The sequence below is a fragment of the Wolbachia endosymbiont (group B) of Camptogramma bilineatum genome (assembly GCF_947251825.1).
Classification (GTDB): Bacteria; Pseudomonadota; Alphaproteobacteria; order Rickettsiales; family Anaplasmataceae; genus Wolbachia.
The window spans coordinates 1457263-1474676 of the sequence record NZ_OX366391.1; the positions used below are offsets into that span (position 1 = coordinate 1457263).

Genomic DNA, 17414 nt, shown 5'->3' on the forward strand with positions numbered 1-17414 from the left:
CACGATAGACTAATCTTCCAATCTTAAATTTATTGCAGACTTTTTATCTTCTCCGTTCCTACCACGCTCTTCTTTAAGCTCATAACTTACTCTTTCCCCTTTCATTCCTCTCTTTTTATCCTCTCCTCGAAGTGCATCAGGTCTTATTCCTGAACGTTCTAATGTACTAACATGTAAAAAAACGTCCTCACCTTTACCTTCTGGCTTGATGAAACCATAGCCTTTTTCAACATTAAACCATTTTATATTACCAAATTCCATATGGATAACTCCTAAACTACTAACTAATATTATTAATGTGATGAAAAACTTTGAAATTACGATTTAGAATGCTTTAAGCTTAGTTACTGCAACTAAACTTCTATACTCCATAGTCTATTCTTAACATTACATAGTAATATGTACACAATTATTGTACTTAATGCAACTAAAATTTTTAATCACTAAGTGAACCTGCTACTGTCATTTCGCTAACTTTAATCGTTGGTGAATTAAACTGCCCACAGAAAGTTAGGTCATTTGCAACAACTAAATTGCTAAACATATTTTTCAAATTGTCGGCAACAGTAATCTCGTGTATTGGATACGTTATTTTACCATTTTCTATAAAAAATCCGCATGCACCTTGACTATAATCGCCATTGATTAAATTAACACCAAAACCAAATAAATCAGTTACATATATTCCTTCTTTTACTTCCTCAATTAATTCCTCAAATGATCTATTACCATTTTTGAAATAGAAATTACTAGCTGAAGGAATAATTGCAGCATTACTTGCACGAGTTGCATTTGCGGTCGTTTCCAAGTTTAATTTCCTAGCCGAATATAGATCTAAAATCCAGTTTTGCAGTACTCCATTTTTTACAAATTCATTTCTTCTGCTCATTATTCCTTCCCCGTCAAACGGTCTTGATGTTATACCCCTTGGTAACAATGGGTCATCAACAATGCTAATCTCGGTATTAAAAATTTGATTATTTAAACTATTTCTCAAAAAAGAGCTGTTATTTACAATATTGCTACCATTTATGGCAGAAGCAAAGCTCTTTACTAGCTCTTTTGCTGCTCTTTTTTCAAAAACAACCGGAAATTTGCCTGTCCTGATTGTACATGAACCCAATTGATCTATTGCTCTTTTTGCTGCTTCTTTCCCTATTGACTCCGGTGTTTTTAAATCACTGAAGTTGCATGCTACATCGTAATCGTAGCCTATTTTCATTTCACTCTTTTCTCCAGCAACAACAGAAACCTGATTAACAAAAATTGACTTACTAAATGAACCAACAAAACCAGAAACGGTTGATAATACTGTATTTACTGAAGTATGTGAAGATGAAGCTCCTTCGGAATTAATAATATTTTTATGTGCAAGAGCTGAATTTTCTGTAGCTTCAGTAATTTCTTTTAATTTATCAATTGTTACAACATTATTATCTGAGATATTTAAATCTGCAGAAGAGATATAATTACTGCCATCTACAGCAAAACTAATATAATGATCTTCCTGGGCATTCTTTGCCATTTCCACCACTTGGCTCACTGCACTACTAAGATTATTCAAATCGTTTGTGGAAATATACGCAGCTTTGTTCTTACCTGCTATAGCTCTAATTCCGACAGTACAGTTTCTAGATTGTGATATTTGTTCAATTTTTGATAGACGCTGAGAAACCGAGGTCTTATTAGTTTCATATATTGTAACTTCTGCGTCTTGATTCTGCTTTTTTATTAGTTTAGTGATATCTGCTGCAATATTTAATATATTCATTTTTCATTCCTTGAGTTTCTATAAAGATTCTGCACCACCTATAACTTCAATCAAATCAGTTGTAATTGCTGCTTGACGAGAACGATTATAAAGTAATGCTAGTTTATTTAGCATTTCTTTTGTATTTCTGTTTGCTGATTCCATAGCAACCATCCTAGCACTATTTTCACTTGCTGCACTTTCAAGTAAAGCAGAATAAAGAGCAGCTGTAACATAATCTTGAGTCAAAGATTTTAAAATAAACTCAATATTTTGTGGTTCATACTCATAGCCGTAATCTGTTAGAGGACTAACTACAGAATTATCAATTAATAATGAGTCTTTACTCCATGGTTTTATTGTTTCTAATATTGGCTTTTGCATGAAGGTATTATAGAATTTACTGTAAAAAACCTTAACTTTATTGTATTTACTTAGATCTATATCACTAACCAAGGCTTCCACACGCTTTAGTTTGATTCCCTTACTATTTTCAACCTTCAAGATATTTTTAGAATTAAATCTATTTTTGCCTGTCTCAAAAGCTTTCTTACCAAAAAAAACAATGTCTACTTTCTTATCATTTGCAATTAATTTGTTTGTATGCTCCTGACTGAATTTAACAACAGAGGAGTTAAAGCTGCCACATAAACCACGATCAGATGCAATAATAAATACTAGGAAAGAATCTTCATTATTGATATTTAGAATTCTTGCTAGTAACTCTTGATCCGCTGATAGCGCTAGTGAAGAAATAATGCTATGCAGCTTAGATATATGCAATTTTGAATTTGATAATTTCTTTTGGCTTTGTAATAATTTTGCTGCAGAAACCATTTGCATTATTTTCGTGGTTTTCTGCACAGACTTAATATTTTTAATTCTTAAGGATAATTCCTTTAAGCTCTTCATTTTGTATATAATTCTAATTTATTAAAATATATAACTGGTAATGTCTAAAAACAAGTTTTTTTGACATTGGAGTCAAACCTAATTAAGAAACTCACAGATTTACTGTTTTGAGATAAAGATTATATTAAAGCAATCTCGATGTAAAAGTATCACACCTTATGGAGTCTTATAATATAAGGTGAATACAATTAAGACTATTGCAACTTGAGCACTTATAATCCCATTGCTTTAGCTCTTTATTACAATCAGCACATTTCCAACCTGGATCAGGCACAGCTTCTGAGTCCATCCTGTTTAACCAATAAATTGCTTGATCATACTCTTGCAACATAATCTTGAGCTGTACCATAACAAGGTAGATTGATATGTAATTAGCTTTTTTCATAGCAATATCTAAATGCTGACTTGCAAGATCATATTTCCCTAAGCTAATTGAAGACAAAGCAAGCAAGCAATAACTAAAATAATAATCAGGGCGTAAGTTATATAGTCTTTCAGCGCCTTTATTATTTAACTTGATATACATTCTAGCTGATTGAGGAGTAGGATTTACTCTATACTCTTCCTCTAATACTGTGGAAGCTTTTCTGATTTTTTCAAGCTTGATATATAATTCTGCCTTTAAATAATTGATGGGCTGAAAAGTTGCATAATAACTTTGTGCTTTAGCTAAATAATCTATAGCTTTGTAAAAACTTCCTTTACTTTCGTATTGCTTTGCTAAAGCGCAATAAAAAACCGCTAACATCTTTTTACGATCAAAGGGAAGAAAAATATTGAATTTGATAGCTTCCTTTAACTTTGAAATTGCATTTATCCAATCTTCTTGCAATATACAATGCTCTATTTGAAAGGGAATAGACAAAATTTTATCATTAATTGAACTAGAGCAATATTCTATAAATTTTTGAAAGACTAACCTTTCTTGCTTTAGGTGAATAATCAGTTTATTGATCAGAAGTAGAGCTAAGTTGCGATTTTTACTTGCAATACTCGTTAAATTATGGCTGAAAAAGCTGTAATTTCCCGTTTTACCTGAATTAAAGAGCTTTACTAAAGATAATTTATCACTTTCTTCATTTAGATTTTTAATTAGCTTATTGGTGTTCTCTATATTACCTAAGTCTAAGCTAAAGAAAGCTTCAAAGAGAAGCAATTCTTCCCTACTACTTCTTCTATTTTTTATGTTAGCAAATGTTGAGGAAATAGAAGAACAAAAACGTGCAACTGCAATCAATAAAAATAATAAGACTACGCAAGCAAGAATAACGAAATATAGATCAATACTTATAGTGTAATTGCCTAATTCCAATTTTATTACTTCACCACTTACCTTGATCCATATGCCAAATAAAAACGAAAAAGCAAAAATTATAAAATAAATCATGAGATGTATTGTAATAAGTGACGATATATTATTGAAGTATTCTTGAAAGCTACAATAAAATCATTCAATTTATTAAGCCATGGTTTGAATTCTGGGTATGTTAAGTCACTTATTGCGGTGGCTATGCTCTGCCAATCATTATCGCTTATTAATTCTTCAATTTCCGCAAGCTTTAACCTGAGTGGATCACTACGATCATCTATCTTTATCCAATTTGAAATGATTTTTTTAAACAAGTTACTTTTATTGTAGTTAATAACAGTCATGTTCTTCTCAAAAGACAATTTCAACCCGCGTAAAGTATCTACCTCTTTCAAATTTTCCAATTCATTTACTGCATTTTCTATCTCTGGATCGTCAAGCTCTGATATCAAAGGCTTTATTGAATTTATATGATTATCAAACTTGGCTTCTCGCAATAACGAATTCTTCATCTTAATCACAAGTAGCAGCAACTTTGCGAGGTTCTTATGCCTTAAACTACCATCACCTTGCTCACATTGAGTGTGCAGATTTCTCTTTAAGTCAAATATCCTTTTCTCTACCCTAGATTGATTCACTTCAAGCAATACTCTAAGTTCATCCATCTTTTCCGTTAAACCATTTATACTATTTTCACTTTCTTGCTGATTTATTTTGAAAAATATTATGTTATTTATTGCAATATGGCTAACAAATAACAATATAATTAAGAACCAACCTATGCATTTTTTTCGAGTATCATTCATAACGTAATATCTCCGCTGGTTCTTGTGCAGCTGCCTGCAATGCAGGAGGAATTGTTGCTAAAAATGACAAGAACAATGCAAGTGCAGAAATGTTCACTACATCTTGAGAAACTAATATCACTGGCAAACTTAAAAAAAAGTATATCATAGGATCAAATAGCTTGATGTTGGTAATGTTTTCTAAAAACACTCTAATATTTTCAATGTTGAGAGAAAAAATAACTCCTATAACAGAGCCAAGACAAGTTCCTGTAAAACCAATTAACAGCCCACAAGCACAAAATATGCGCATAATGCTTCCACTTGTTGCACCAAACGTACGCATAATTGCAATTGCGGATTTCTTTTCTTGCACTATCATCATCAAACTTGAAACAATATTGAATGCTGCCACAACTATAATCAAAGTAAGAATTAAAAACATCACATTTCTTTCAGTTTTTAAAGCATTAACATAATGGCTTTGCTGAGATTGCCAACTTTTAGCTTTCATTCCTGTTTCTTTTGCTATAGCGTTTGCTAGCTTATTAGCCATAGCAATATCATCTACAAACACTTCTATATTTCTCACACTATCTTTATAATTAAAAAAAGCCTGAGCTGATTTCATGGGCATATACATCAAGGTATTATCGTACTCAAACATACCCATATCAAATATTGCTACAACTTTATATTCTTTCATTCTTGGCATTTCATCAAGCAATACATCAAATCCTTCAGGAGATACAAGTATAATATTATCACCATAATCAATATTCAAGGCTTCTGCCAATCGTGCCCCTATTATTACTCCTTCATCGAATTTTTCCACATTACCCACAATCACATTATTTGTAACGGTAGTGTTATTAAATAAGTCTTTAGCTGATACACCACGAACTACACTACCTGCAATTCCACCATTTGCTGCAACGATTACTTGATCATTGGTCATAGAAGTAGCTTTTAATACACCTGGGATTTTCTCAATAGATTTTAACACTGCGTGGTAATCTGAATTTATGCTTCTATCAAAGTAAACATTAATATGGCCATTAATGCCAAGTACAGAGTCGAGCAGCTTTGCTCTGAACCCATTCATTACAGACATTACTACTATTAGCGTTGCAACTCCAAGAGCAATACCAATAATAGAAAACAAGGCCATTATAGAGCAAAATCTAGAATTCTTTGCTCGCAAATAGCGAATAGCCATAGTAAATTCAAAGGCAATAGACATTATACTAAGATTTAAATATCATACTTTTTATGCTTCATATAACTGTAATTTTTCCTTTACCTCAAATTAGGTTGTCTAAATTTAGCAAGCTTATAGAATATATTCAATATTCTATATTAAGACCTTCCATATATATCGTCCAATCTTACTATATCATTATCAGATAAAAACTTTCCTACCTGAAACTCAACTATCTCAAGAGGAAATCTTGTACTTTTATTCTCAATTTTATGAAACACCTTCCTTGGAATCTCTACTACATGATTTTTTGTTATAGCATATGTTTTGTCATCTAAACTCACGCATCCAACCCCTGATAGTATTATATGGTACTCATCTCTATAGTGGTGAAATTGCTTAGAAGTGCAGCTCAGTGGATTTATAAAAAGGTATTTTATAAGAAAATCCTTACCCATTAAAATCACACTATAAAATCCCCATGGCTTAATCTCTTTCCTTGTTGGCTTTGCTTCTTTAACTTTATTAATGAACAACATTAGGCTCTTATTTTGCCGTTTATAAACTCTACCTAATAAAATCTTTTCACCATTTTCTGTCATCAAAACTGGCTCTCTTCCTTTTGTCACATGCTAAAATAAAACTAAATTCTCACTAAATCTCTTACTCAGTTCTAAAACTGAACTCCAAGTACCAATATCCATCTAATCAAAATTAGCTTCTACCATTGCAATATTTTCTGCTTTTTCTATCACTAGGTGATCAATAGATGTATCACCCATTCCTGCACAATTTTGCTGTTCTAAATACAGAAATCTCTCTCGTGGTACAAAATGCTTCATACTTTCACAACATAAATTATAGAGAGTCGGAGCAATTTTTTTTATCTCATCTATATAGCGTTTTGCTTTAAACACAAATATTCCAGAGTTCCAATAATGATTATTGTCCAGCTCATATTCAGGCTTTTCTATAAAGCTCTTTACTATGTGATATTTCCCTTTCTGACCATATACTGCATTTATATAGCCGTATTCCGAATTGAATTCATGAGGCTTTATCCCAAAAGTGACTATAGAGTTAGTTTTAGAGGCTAGCTCAGACGCTTTCTCAATAGAAACATAAAAACTATTCAAATCACCTATAAAATGGTCTGAAGGCAGAACTAAGATTGTCTCGTTCCTATCGCAGAGAAGCACAGCAATTAGTATTGCTGCCGCTGTCCCAATTTTAACTGGTTCAAAAACTACTTTACATTCCTGTAATGCATGTAATTCCTGCATCAATAATGACTCATATTGTATATTTGTGGTAATGATGGGTGGCATATAATCGCCTTTTAGCCTCAACAAAGTGTTGTGAAACATAGTATTCTGACTAAATATTTTCTGAAATTGCTTTGGCTTAGATAGAGGCCAAAGTCTGCTGCCACTACCACCACACAGTATTACAGGGCGCATTTAATCAAGATATTAATTGTTTGATTAATATCTTATACTAACGGCAAAATGCATGCAAGTTTTTATTGTGAGATGATTAAAGTAAAAAGTAATTTAAAGTGATGGTTGACTACGAGCGTGATGGAGTCCCTAAATTTTTTGATGAATCTTGTCTTCTTTCTCTCTCTCTATCAATATAAGGAGTGTTGCTTTTTTGATTAACGGCTGCAGCTACTTTTTCATCAGTTTTGTTTTGCAACTTTTCCTTCAAGCTTTCTCCAACACCTAGTTCTCTAGATTTATCTATACTTTCACTATTTTTGCTCAACCCCTTCTCTAAGTTTTTTTCAATATCTGATTTTCTAGCGTTAAGCTCTTTCCATGTACCCGCTATGCTAAGTGGCTTATGATCCTTCTGCTTCGGCTTTGGCCTTTCCCCATTTGTAACAACATTAAAGTCGCTTTTTACTTCTTTCCAACATTCTTTCAATTGGTGTTTCCACATAGTAAGATAAGCATCACCATACTTTTTCTCATTTGCTACAAACAATAAAATTGGAGCCTTAAGTATGGTAGCTCCCATATTCACTAAATTTTTTACTGCCATTGCAGGGGTGAACAAAAGATAGCCAAAAGACTTTGCAATTGGGTTTTGTTCGCTTATTAAATACTCCCCTAACTTTATAGGAAGAGAGGTCAACAATTTAGTACAAACTTTAGCCAAGCTTGTAGCAAAAACGATAGAAACAGATATAAGACTTTTATCTAGCTCTAGATTACCATCCTGATCTCTAATTTCTGAAAAATGGGTGCTTAGCTTCTTGTAATCACTAGCGTATAGTAATTTTCCATTTCTTCCTTTTTCATTTCTATCTTTCTCATCAACTTCTCCCGTTTCATCATTGATGAAGCAACCTTTTTTAGCAAGAAAAGAAGAATTAGTTAATCTAAGTAACTTAGTATCAACCTCAAAGACCGGCAAGTGTTTTTCAAGATCTATTTTTGAAAACTTAAATGGATTATAAAATTTACTATAATCATTAACCTCACGCCTACCTTTACTAACTAAAAAGTCAATAGTAAAGTAAGATTTTTTATCAATTTCCTTAACCAAGGCTAGATCAAATTTGTATTCATTATATATAAGCTGGTACTCTGGATTTCCGTCTTTATCTTTTACAAGCTTGTCATTTTTTTTTACAACTCTCCCAGAATCTACAATCTGATCATAATTTTTTGGATATTGACACTTTCTTCCATCCTCATATATCATTACCTTCCTAAGGTCTTTGACATAAACTTGAGACTCAGATGAACTAAATAGATCCTTCACCTTTAGCGTAAGGTCTATTCCCCACTTTTTCAATGTCTCTAACATATTGCTAAACCAAAATCGCTATAGTTCAATAATAAAACTAGTACACTAATAATATATTAACATAGAACTGGCAACTTTACAAGAAAATATGCCTATAAAAGAAAAAAGTCGTAAAAGCAAGGACTATATAAGTAATGCTTGATAAGTATTTCATGCATGTAATTGTAAAAATCCTTAGAGGTACGCTGTCTATATAATCTTCACACACTACCTGCATTCCAAGAACTGCATGCCAAAAAATGCAAAACACCAATATAACAAAAAACAAAAGCTCTAGTGGATGATTAATAGCCTGAAATAATTTTTCATTAAAAGATAAAGGGCTATCAACATAAAATGTGCAAGAAAATGAGTAAATAAACCAAGGAAATAAAAATAACAAAATCACCGCAGAAACACGCTGGATCCACCAATGATGTACTGAATTTATAGATTGACTCATATAAATATAAATAAAAAAGCAATAGTAGAAAGAAATAGCATTATTGTTAGTAACATAGCACTTTTTAAAACACTAGCAATTTCTAAATTAAGCCCAGCATCCCACAATAAATGACGAATACCATTAAGAAAATGATACATAAAGCTTACAAAGCATAAGATATAAGCTAATTTAGCAACAGGAGTGAACAATAATGCATTTAAGCACCTTACTATAATTAACTTAGGGGAGTAAACATATAATATAAAATACCAAGAAAGTATGATTAATAAAAGAAATAGCAAGATACCAGTCAATCTATGCATAATAGAAAAAAAACTAGTAACTTGTACTTTATATATTTGTAAATATGGGGAAAGAGGCCTATTACTCATAAAATTTCGTTATCGAGAAATTAAAAAATAAAGTAGAAGTAAAGACAGCAGTATAGTACATAATGACACTATTATTTAAAATGGTGAATTACGTACAAAGCCTAAGGAGGTAATCCAGCTGCAGATTCCCCTACTGCTACCTTGTTACGACTTCACCCCAGTCACTGATCCCACTTTAAATAACTCCTTCCTTGCGGTTAGGCCATTAGCTTCGAGTAAAACCAATTCCCATGGCGTGACGGGCAGTGTGTACAAGACCCGAGAACGTATTCACCGTGACATGCTGATCCACGATTACTAGCGATTCCAACTTCATGTACTCAAGTTGCAGAGTACAATCCGAACTGAGATGGCTTTTAAGGGATTGGCTTAGTCTCGAGACTTTGCAGCCCATTGTAGCCACCATTGTAGCACGTGTGTAGCCCACTCCATAAGGGCCATGATGACTTGACATCATCCCCACCTTCCTCCAGTTTATCACTAGCAGTTTCCTTAAAGTCCCCAGCATTATCTGATGGTAACTAAGGATGAGGGTTGCGCTCGTTGCGGGACTTAACCCAACATCTCACGACACGAGCTGACGACAGCCATGCAACACCTGTGTGAAATCCGGCCGAACCGACCCTATCCCTTCGAATAGGTATGATTTCCATGTCAAGGAGTGGTAAGGTTCTTCGCGTTGCATCGAATTAAACCACATGCTCCACCGCTTGTGCGGGTCCCCGTCAATTCCTTTGAGTTTTAATCTTGCGACCGTAGTCCCCAGGCGGAATGTTTAACGCGTTAGCTGTAATACAGAAAGTAAGCTTCCCATATTTAACATTCATCGTTTACAGCGTGGACTACCAGGGTATCTAATCCTGTTTGCTCCCCACGCCTTCGCGCTTCAGCGTCAGATTTGAACCAGATAGACGCCTTCGCCACTGGTGTTCCTCCTAATATTTACGAATTTTACCTCTACATCAGGAATTCCTCTATCCTCTTTCAATCTCTAGATTAATAGTTTTAAAAGCAATTCCAAGGTTAAGCCTCGGGATTTCACTTTTAACTTATTAACCAGCCTACGCGCCCTTTACGCCCAATAATTCCGAATAACGCTAGCCCTCTCCGTATTACCGCGGCTGCTGGCACGGAGTTAGCCAGGACTTCTTCTGTGAGTACCGTCATTATCTTCCTCACTAAAAGAGCTTTACAACCCAAAGGCCTTCTTCACTCATGCGGCATGGCTGGATCAGGCTTTCGCCCATTGTCCAATATTCCCCACTGCTGCCTCCCGTAGGAGTCTGGACCGTATCTCAGTTCCAGTGTGGCTGATCATCCTCTCAGATCAGCTATAGATCATTGCCTTGGTAGGCTATTACTCCACCAACTAGCTAATCTAATATAGGCTCATCTAATAGCAATAAATTTTCCCCCTTAGGGCGTATACGGTATTAGTTGCCGTTTCCAACAATTATTCCGTACTACTAGGTAGATTCCTATACATTACTCACCCGTCTGCCACTAAGTTATACCATAGCAAGCTACAATATAACTCCGTTCGACTTGCATGTGTTAGGCCTGCCGCCAGCGTTCATTCTGAGCCAGGATCAAACTCTCAAATTTAGACTTTAACCTATAAAAGGTTGAGGGTACATCGGATAAATCCGACAAAAAATAATTTAGCTTGATACTGCTGTCTTTATTTCTACTTTAGAAATATTTTAATCTCCAACTATTCAAACAACTCTAAGAATATTATTATGTGATATAATCACTATGTCAATATGTTTTTGCAAATCAAAAGCATTAATGTATAAATATATAACTATTTGGAATATTACCATGAAAAAATACATCTTTCTGCTTGCACTCGCGCCAATGTTAGTTGGCATCACATTATACTTATTGCGCAACATTGATAACACAAAACAATCTATAACTGCAGGTGACAAATTTTACGAAGTATTATTCTTAAAAAAAGATAATAAGTCACTGCTAGAAGAAATAGATTCAAATTGGGAGTATTTAGCAAATTTTGAACGCGCATTCAATCATATCTCAGATTCAATGCCAACAGACACAGCATCTATTATTTATAATGATTTGGCAGACGATAAAGATGCTCCTGATGTTTTGCGTGAGTTAGCACAATACTTAGAAGTAATGAGCTTACTTCACTACAGCGGTGAAAAAACAAATAGAGATAAAATTAGTAATTTAGAATCAAATGCAGTGTACCCTTATTCAAGCCAAGAAGCTATCGCTATAGTAAAGATACACAGTAACGACATTAAAGGTGCAATTGAAATATTGCATTCATTATTAAATGATAGAGAATGTCCGACTCTAATCAAGGCCAATGCACAAGAATTACTTCGGATATACGAAAACTAAAAAACTTGCTTGCATAACAATTTGGCAGCGCATCTGATGAAATAAAGAACTTTACTTGACAAACCTCCCTATTTTATTATGGCACTAAAAGTATTTATGACTCAAAATTTGTTTTTGACTGTAGGATCAATCACAAAATCCAGTAAAAACTTAGGTGTTTATTGGTAGATTACGTAAAATTATAGCGGTTTTTTAAATTTTTTCTATACTCAGCCAAGTCGCGCTTGTTAGAACATTATTACAGCACCACTTACAGTAATATAGAGTCAAAATTTCACTACTCAGAGGTTCCTTTTACCCTTTTATTTAGTAAGACTTCTCTATATTTATAGTTAATATATCAAAGAATAAACTTCACTAGCAGAATGTCATTCTAGCACTAAAATGACAAAAAGAGGATAAAATCGCAATAGCTATGTATCAAGCACCGTTGTATTTTCTCTATATTTTAGATTACTTTGTTTACCCCCTCCCTTTACCATTCAGCTACGCAGATAGTTACTACAAACCATAAAGATGTTTAAAAGAAATCTAATTTTTTATCAACTCATACATTTCATTACCAACTTCACAATAAGGTTCTGCAGTTGGATAAAAATAATCAAAAAAGAAATAATCCTTTAGTATTTCTGTGCTGCATCCAGAATTATAGTAAGTATCAAGCCTTCCTTTAAATATCAACAAGAGTATCTTTATACTTTTTCCAAATCACCCTCCCCAAACTGGTCTACGATGTTTGATAGGTATGCATCTCGATCATTTAACCCTTTGCTCTTATATTTACCAAGCATACTTTTCATTTTAGAATTAAGATCGAATGCTTTTATTTCAAGATCTGCACCTTTCTTCATACAATCTAAATCATTAGCTAATTTTGTATTGAAACTCTGTGTAAGCTTTGCAGCCAGCTCTCTTGCTTTTCGTCTTTATTAAAGCTAGTATCAAACCAACCTCAGTCACATTTGCAACAATCACATGCTTTACACCATATTCATTTAGAACCAAATGCATTACATATTTCACTAACCGCTTTATTTCAATACTTTTTCTGCTTTAACATTGTTATAAGCAGTGGCACCCATAATATTATTTCCTCGATTATAATGAAAAATAAAATCTCCTTTACCTACGTCTGGATGATGTTTAATTACTGCGTTTAGCTGATTAACTAAACGAAATTTATTGAGGAAATAAGAAAAAATAGGGTTAAGAATTTCAGATGCTGTTGCATATAAAATCGCATAGTTATGACCTTACTGTTCATAGTATCGATCAAAAAATGAGCATCTCCATGATGACTTAAATTCTTCTAAACCTAAATACTTTGCTACATATTCAACAACAGTAAGGCCATTGCTAAAAATCCTCCTTAATAAAAAGGGGCATTAAGTTTCACGTTTCTTACAAAGGATAAGTTATTAAAATTTCAATAATTACACCATTATCAGATAAACTATCACCCAGAACACAAAAATTTTTACACTTTTAATTAGAGTTATTCTTTTTATTTGCCACAACATTCAATATCTAATCATACTGCTCTATGAAGCCTATAAAAAAAGAAAAATAGGGTAAAATTATAAAACTTTGGCTGAATTTTACCTATTTTTTGAGCAGCCCTTCTGCCTTAAAAGAAACCTCTAAGTTTTTTAGCACGGCTTGGATGTTTCAACTTACGTAGTGCTTTTGCCTCTATTTGCCTAATTCTTTCACGTGTAACATTAAAAATTTTTCCTACTTCTTCTAAGGTATGCTCTTTTCCATCTTTACCAAGGCCAAAGCGCATCCTTAGAATTCTTTCTTCTTTTGGTGTTAAAGTTGCAAGAACATTGGTCGTAATGCCACGCAAGTCGGCAAGTATTGCAGCATCCTCTGGTTTAGAAACTCGCTTATCTTCTATACAATCACCGAAGGTACTACTATCATCCTTTCCTGTTGGAGCTTCAAGACTTACTGGATCTCTTGCTATTTTCATAACTTTACGTATTCTTTCTATCGGCATTGCCAATTCTATACTTAATTCCTCTAATGTTGGCTCTCTACCCATTCCATGAGTCATCTTTCTTAATGCTTTATTGATTTTACTGATAATTTCCACCATATGAACTGGTATTCTAACTACTTTAGACTGTTCAGGTATTGCCCTAGTTATTGATTGTTTTACCCACCAAGTACCATAAGTCGAAAATTTATATCCACGTTTGTAATCAAACTTATCTACAGCCTTCATAAGACCAATATTGCCTTCTTGTATCAAGTCAAGTAGATCAAGTCCTCTTTTTGAATACTTTTTAGCAATTGAAACCACTAGCCTTAAATTAGCCTTTATCATCTCTTGCTTTGCTTCAGAGACTTCTCGTTCGTGTTTTTGTATTCTCTTGATTAGCTCCTTAAACTCTTGTACTTTATCTCCTTGTACATAACTCTTAATATTTCTTAAGGCACTAGCTATATATTCATAGTTATCGTTTATAAACCTTAAGAATTTATTTTTTAATTCACCTGTAAAAAGGGACTGATTTTCATTCTTCTTTAAAAGACTGATTTCGCTCAATTCGTGCTCTAAAAGCACAGCACAATAAATATTATAGAAACTTTCTCTATCAATATCGTACTTTCTAGCCTCAGTAATAAGATTAGCTTCTTCAAACGTGATTAGTCTATTTATTTCGTAAAGTTTTTGTGTAATTCTGGCAATAGCAGCATCACTAAACTGAATTTGTAATGCTACAGACCATATTTGATTATATAAATTTTCTAGCTCATTAGAGAAATCTTTAGAATTTTTTTTCAATACCAATGCTTCATTTGTGAAAGTAATGATCTCATCCAATGCTGTGATAACCTTTGGCAATAAATCACTTTCCATTTCAAGAACAGAAATGTTTAAATTCGCTGAACTTATATCTTCACTCTCATTTCCCTTTTCATCGTTGCCTTTTTCCTCATCATCAACATAATCTTTAACATCTTCAGCTTCACTTTCTTCTTTGGCTACCATATTGAAATCAGAGTTATAAATTGCATCTAGATTTATCATTTCTCTCAGCAAAAAAGTTCCCCCACTTAAATCATCACGCCATGTTTTGATCATGTTGAATGCCACTGATGTTTCAATTATTGCACGTAACATGTTATGCTTTTCAGATTCAATTTTTTTTGCTATCTTAATTTCATCTGCTCGTGACAAAAGCTTTACAGAGCTCATATCTTGTAAATAAATCCTTACTGGATCATCATTTTGCACTAAAGTTGTAGTAGTATTCAACGATGTCTCATCATCATCAAGCTTATTACCATCATCATTAGAAGGAGCTTCTTCCTCATCTTCACTACTTTCGAGTATGTTAATTCCAGAGTCTTGCAATAAAGCTATAGTATCATCTATAAAATCAGGTGGAAAACTTTCATCTGACAACTTATCATTTATATCATCAAAAGTGATAAAACCGCCCTTTCTTATACTTTTGGTTACAAGATCTTTGATGATCTTTTTCCTATCTTCCGTACCATTAATAGTTGACATCATTACCTTTACAGTTTATAATTTTATTTCTTATTTATCAAATAAACTTACAATTAGCAAGCTTATAGTTTTATTCTTAATTTATAGTTACTTGCTACTTCATATAGTTTAAGATACTGTCAATTTATTCACACTCTTCTCAATCAACTAATCTCTCCATTCTTACTACTATGGACAATCCAACTGAAAATGTTGCAATTCCAACCACTATAGCAGTAAGCATTAAGACGTGAGGTATAGGATTGGTATATAAGTGAAAATTTGAAGTCAATATAGGAGGTAAAGAACTTTTTACATACCCTAAAGATATGTAAAACAACAAAACAGATGCTTGTAAGACACTTAATCCCATCATTTTTTTTATTAAGTTTTTATCATTTACAATGATATAGAAACCTAGCGCCATTAATATAGTAATGCCTACATAATTATATAGAGTCATTGTTTTTTCTTGCGAGCAAAATTTATATATATGATTAACATGGAAGAAGAGACGGTAAGCAATACACCCAGCTCCACTAAGAAAATACCCAATTTTTGACCTGTTCTACTATCAGCTGACAATATACTATAGGATAAAAAATTTTGGCCAAATAAAACTGTTATAATACCAGCTCCTCCATAGGTTAAAATACCTAGTACGTTAGTAAATTTGATAATAGAGTAAGGTATTGCTTTTAAAGTTGTAGGTATATCAAATAACATAGAATATAATATTATCCCAGAAGCAATAATTATTCCCGCCTGAAAACCTCCACCTGGAGTATAGTCACCATGAAACTGTATGTATAAACCAAAAAAAATGATAAAAGGTATCATCAAAAATGTTACTGCACTTAATACCGGATCTTTAATCACTTTCTTTCTCTTCTAATATTAACATTATACAAAGTGCAGCAGTAAAAACTACTATAGTTTCTCCAAATGTGTCATAGCCACGAAAGCTTGCTAAAACAGCTGTCACTATATTAGGAATACCAATAGCTTTTTCAGTATTTTCTACATAATAAGGAGCAACGTGCAAGTGAACTGGAGCATTATGACTGCCAAAATCTGGTAATTGAATCATAAAGTATGATAAACATGCAGTCAAAAATAACATAAAAAAAAGTGTTGTGGGGCTATGAGATAAATTTGCTTTGTAATTCTTTACCAAAGAGAGTGCTGCAAACGTAAAGACTGTGCTCAATCCTGCACCAACAGAAGCTTCAGTAATTGCAACATCTGGCGCATTCATAATCAAGTACATAAGTGCAATAAGTGCACTAAATACACACATTAGAACAGCACTTACAACCAAATGTTTCGAAAGAACTATAAAAACTGTAACCGTGAGTAACAGCAAAAGTAATATTAGATTCAGTATTTCTAGCATCTCAACCTTCTTTAATAGTCTTTACTTTTATAATAAGTACGCGCTAAAATATAACTGTTAGTTGAATTGGCTATCCATATTATAAAAATCAATAATATAACTTTAATAGTATTGATTGAAAATTCATTTTGCCAAGCAAAACCAATCAACAACAACATTGCGCCACTAGAATCTGTAATACCTACAGCATGTAGTCTAGTATAGAAATCAGGAAATACTACTACTCCTAAGCTTGAAATGACTATTAAACAAACACCTAAAAATATGAGAATGGATGCTACCATAAATTATCAAAACAACATTAATCTCATTAGCGCTATAGTTGATATAAAGCTGATGCTAGCATACAGTAATGCTATATCAATTAAAAAAAAATCATTCAGAATAATCGATATTGCTGTTATGAGTAAAACTACTTGTGTTGATAAACTATTGAATGCTAAAATCTTATTGTACACATCACTTGACCTAAATACTATACAACATAACATTACACTCATACAGAACAAAAGCGCATAGATAGCAATACTAATCATTTATAAGCTAT

18 protein-coding genes, 1 rRNA gene and 1 pseudogene are annotated in these 17414 nt (G+C 33.0%); 1 reads left to right on the forward strand and 19 read right to left on the reverse strand.

Translation table 11 applies throughout. The annotated features are described in order from the left end of the window. Positions 1 to 9: 9 nt before the first annotated feature. The 11 genes and pseudogenes from OPR44_RS07440 to OPR44_RS07495 form a co-directional block, all read right to left on the reverse strand. A complete protein-coding gene (locus tag OPR44_RS07440; protein WP_264336822.1) occupies positions 10 to 261 on the reverse strand; it encodes a cold-shock protein in 252 nt (83 codons plus the stop codon). Between the two features lie 175 nt (positions 262 to 436). Then, a complete protein-coding gene (locus tag OPR44_RS07445; RefSeq protein ID WP_265014842.1) occupies positions 437 to 1771 on the reverse strand; it encodes a TldD/PmbA family protein in 1335 nt (444 codons plus the stop codon). 18 nt (positions 1772 to 1789) lie between these two features. Continuing rightward, complete coding sequence (gene atpG / locus OPR44_RS07450; RefSeq protein WP_265014843.1) at positions 1790 to 2662, reverse strand: ATP synthase F1 subunit gamma; 873 nt, start codon at positions 2660 to 2662, stop codon at positions 1790 to 1792. A gap of 166 nt (positions 2663 to 2828) precedes the next feature. Beyond that, the gene (locus tag OPR44_RS07455) at positions 2829 to 4049 is read right to left on the reverse strand and encodes a tetratricopeptide repeat protein (protein WP_265014844.1); all 1221 of its coding nucleotides are present in this window, start codon (positions 4047 to 4049) and stop codon (positions 2829 to 2831) included. Beyond that, positions 4046 to 4777 (reverse strand): hypothetical protein, encoded by a 732-nt coding sequence (locus OPR44_RS07460; RefSeq protein WP_226079284.1) that lies wholly within the window; start codon positions 4775 to 4777, stop codon positions 4046 to 4048. Before OPR44_RS07460 ends, OPR44_RS07455 begins: the two co-directional genes overlap by 4 nt. Then, positions 4770 to 5999 (reverse strand): lipoprotein-releasing ABC transporter permease subunit, encoded by a 1230-nt coding sequence (locus OPR44_RS07465; protein WP_265014845.1) that lies wholly within the window; start codon positions 5997 to 5999, stop codon positions 4770 to 4772. The genes OPR44_RS07460 and OPR44_RS07465 overlap by 8 nt, the downstream gene beginning before the upstream one ends. 116 nt (positions 6000 to 6115) lie before the next feature. Beyond that, positions 6116 to 7417: pseudogene (locus OPR44_RS08890) on the reverse strand (sugar phosphate nucleotidyltransferase). 109 nt (positions 7418 to 7526) lie between these two features. After that, entirely contained in the window at positions 7527 to 8774 is a 1248-nt protein-coding gene (locus OPR44_RS07480; protein WP_265014848.1) for a hypothetical protein, read from the reverse strand. Between the two features lie 76 nt (positions 8775 to 8850). Further along, the gene (sdhD, locus tag OPR44_RS07485; RefSeq protein ID WP_264377637.1) at positions 8851 to 9216 is read right to left on the reverse strand and encodes a succinate dehydrogenase, hydrophobic membrane anchor protein; all 366 of its coding nucleotides are present in this window, start codon (positions 9214 to 9216) and stop codon (positions 8851 to 8853) included. Continuing rightward, a complete protein-coding gene (gene sdhC, locus OPR44_RS07490; protein ID WP_264377636.1) occupies positions 9213 to 9590 on the reverse strand; it encodes a succinate dehydrogenase, cytochrome b556 subunit in 378 nt (125 codons plus the stop codon). Before sdhC ends, sdhD begins: the two co-directional genes overlap by 4 nt. Positions 9591 to 9692: 102 nt before the next feature. Then, positions 9693 to 11195: ribosomal RNA gene (locus OPR44_RS07495) — 16S ribosomal RNA — on the reverse strand. A gap of 153 nt (positions 11196 to 11348) precedes the next feature. Between OPR44_RS07495 and OPR44_RS07500 the strand changes: the two genes are divergently transcribed. Further along, entirely contained in the window at positions 11349 to 11966 is a 618-nt protein-coding gene (locus OPR44_RS07500) for a hypothetical protein (protein WP_264374555.1), read from the forward strand. A 531-nt stretch (positions 11967 to 12497) separates the two neighbouring features. Here the strand turns inward: OPR44_RS07500 and OPR44_RS07505 are convergent. From OPR44_RS07505 to OPR44_RS07540, 8 genes are all read right to left on the reverse strand, one after another. After that, positions 12498 to 12650 carry a hypothetical protein gene (locus OPR44_RS07505; RefSeq protein WP_029237694.1) on the reverse strand — a complete coding sequence of 51 codons (153 nt, stop codon included), beginning with the start codon at positions 12648 to 12650 and terminating at the stop codon, positions 12498 to 12500. A gap of 8 nt (positions 12651 to 12658) precedes the next feature. Next, on the reverse strand, positions 12659 to 12817 hold the full coding sequence (locus OPR44_RS07510; protein ID WP_265014849.1) for a GDSL family lipase: 159 nt from the start codon (positions 12815 to 12817) through the stop codon (positions 12659 to 12661). Positions 12818 to 13593: 776 nt separating this feature from the next. Continuing rightward, on the reverse strand, positions 13594 to 15492 hold the full coding sequence (gene rpoD / locus OPR44_RS07515) for an RNA polymerase sigma factor RpoD (RefSeq protein WP_264374803.1): 1899 nt from the start codon (positions 15490 to 15492) through the stop codon (positions 13594 to 13596). 139 nt (positions 15493 to 15631) lie between these two features. Beyond that, a complete protein-coding gene (locus OPR44_RS07520) occupies positions 15632 to 15934 on the reverse strand; it encodes a cation:proton antiporter subunit C (RefSeq protein WP_264374554.1) in 303 nt (100 codons plus the stop codon). After that, a complete protein-coding gene (locus tag OPR44_RS07525) occupies positions 15931 to 16350 on the reverse strand; it encodes a Na(+)/H(+) antiporter subunit B (protein ID WP_007302439.1) in 420 nt (139 codons plus the stop codon). Before OPR44_RS07525 ends, OPR44_RS07520 begins: the two co-directional genes overlap by 4 nt. Then, the gene (locus OPR44_RS07530; RefSeq protein ID WP_213863894.1) at positions 16343 to 16867 is read right to left on the reverse strand and encodes a DUF4040 domain-containing protein; all 525 of its coding nucleotides are present in this window, start codon (positions 16865 to 16867) and stop codon (positions 16343 to 16345) included. The genes OPR44_RS07525 and OPR44_RS07530 overlap by 8 nt, the downstream gene beginning before the upstream one ends. Positions 16868 to 16878: 11 nt before the next feature. Then, the gene (locus OPR44_RS07535; RefSeq protein ID WP_264374553.1) at positions 16879 to 17151 is read right to left on the reverse strand and encodes a monovalent cation/H(+) antiporter subunit G; all 273 of its coding nucleotides are present in this window, start codon (positions 17149 to 17151) and stop codon (positions 16879 to 16881) included. A 6-nt stretch (positions 17152 to 17157) separates the two neighbouring features. After that, positions 17158 to 17403 (reverse strand): monovalent cation/H+ antiporter complex subunit F, encoded by a 246-nt coding sequence (locus OPR44_RS07540; RefSeq protein ID WP_319606842.1) that lies wholly within the window; start codon positions 17401 to 17403, stop codon positions 17158 to 17160. Positions 17404 to 17414: the final 11 nt, after the last annotated feature.

Excerpts from the sequence above, each read along its gene's own strand:
- OPR44_RS07440 (WP_264336822.1), bottom strand. The coding sequence starts at position 261 with ATGGAATTTGGTAATATAAAATGGTTTAATGTTGAAAAAGGCTATGGT.
- OPR44_RS07445 (WP_265014842.1), bottom strand. The coding sequence starts at position 1,771 with ATGAATATATTAAATATTGCAGCAGATATCACTAAACTAATAAAAAAG.
- atpG (WP_265014843.1), bottom strand. The coding sequence starts at position 2,662 with ATGAAGAGCTTAAAGGAATTATCCTTAAGAATTAAAAATATTAAGTCT.
- OPR44_RS07455 (WP_265014844.1), bottom strand. The coding sequence starts at position 4,049 with ATGATTTATTTTATAATTTTTGCTTTTTCGTTTTTATTTGGCATATGG.
- OPR44_RS07460 (WP_226079284.1), bottom strand. The coding sequence starts at position 4,777 with ATGAATGATACTCGAAAAAAATGCATAGGTTGGTTCTTAATTATATTG.
- OPR44_RS07465 (WP_265014845.1), bottom strand. The coding sequence starts at position 5,999 with ATGTCTATTGCCTTTGAATTTACTATGGCTATTCGCTATTTGCGAGCA.
- OPR44_RS07480 (WP_265014848.1), bottom strand. The coding sequence starts at position 8,774 with ATGTTAGAGACATTGAAAAAGTGGGGAATAGACCTTACGCTAAAGGTG.
- sdhD (WP_264377637.1), bottom strand. The coding sequence starts at position 9,216 with ATGAGTCAATCTATAAATTCAGTACATCATTGGTGGATCCAGCGTGTT.
- sdhC (WP_264377636.1), bottom strand. The coding sequence starts at position 9,590 with ATGAGTAATAGGCCTCTTTCCCCATATTTACAAATATATAAAGTACAA.
- OPR44_RS07500 (WP_264374555.1), top strand. The coding sequence starts at position 11,349 with ATGTCAATATGTTTTTGCAAATCAAAAGCATTAATGTATAAATATATA.
- OPR44_RS07510 (WP_265014849.1), bottom strand. The coding sequence starts at position 12,817 with ATGAAGAAAGGTGCAGATCTTGAAATAAAAGCATTCGATCTTAATTCT.
- rpoD (WP_264374803.1), bottom strand. The coding sequence starts at position 15,492 with ATGTCAACTATTAATGGTACGGAAGATAGGAAAAAGATCATCAAAGAT.
- OPR44_RS07520 (WP_264374554.1), bottom strand. The coding sequence starts at position 15,934 with ATGACTCTATATAATTATGTAGGCATTACTATATTAATGGCGCTAGGT.
- OPR44_RS07530 (WP_213863894.1), bottom strand. The coding sequence starts at position 16,867 with ATGCTAGAAATACTGAATCTAATATTACTTTTGCTGTTACTCACGGTT.
- OPR44_RS07535 (WP_264374553.1), bottom strand. The coding sequence starts at position 17,151 with ATGGTAGCATCCATTCTCATATTTTTAGGTGTTTGTTTAATAGTCATT.
- OPR44_RS07540 (WP_319606842.1), bottom strand. The coding sequence starts at position 17,403 with ATGATTAGTATTGCTATCTATGCGCTTTTGTTCTGTATGAGTGTAATG.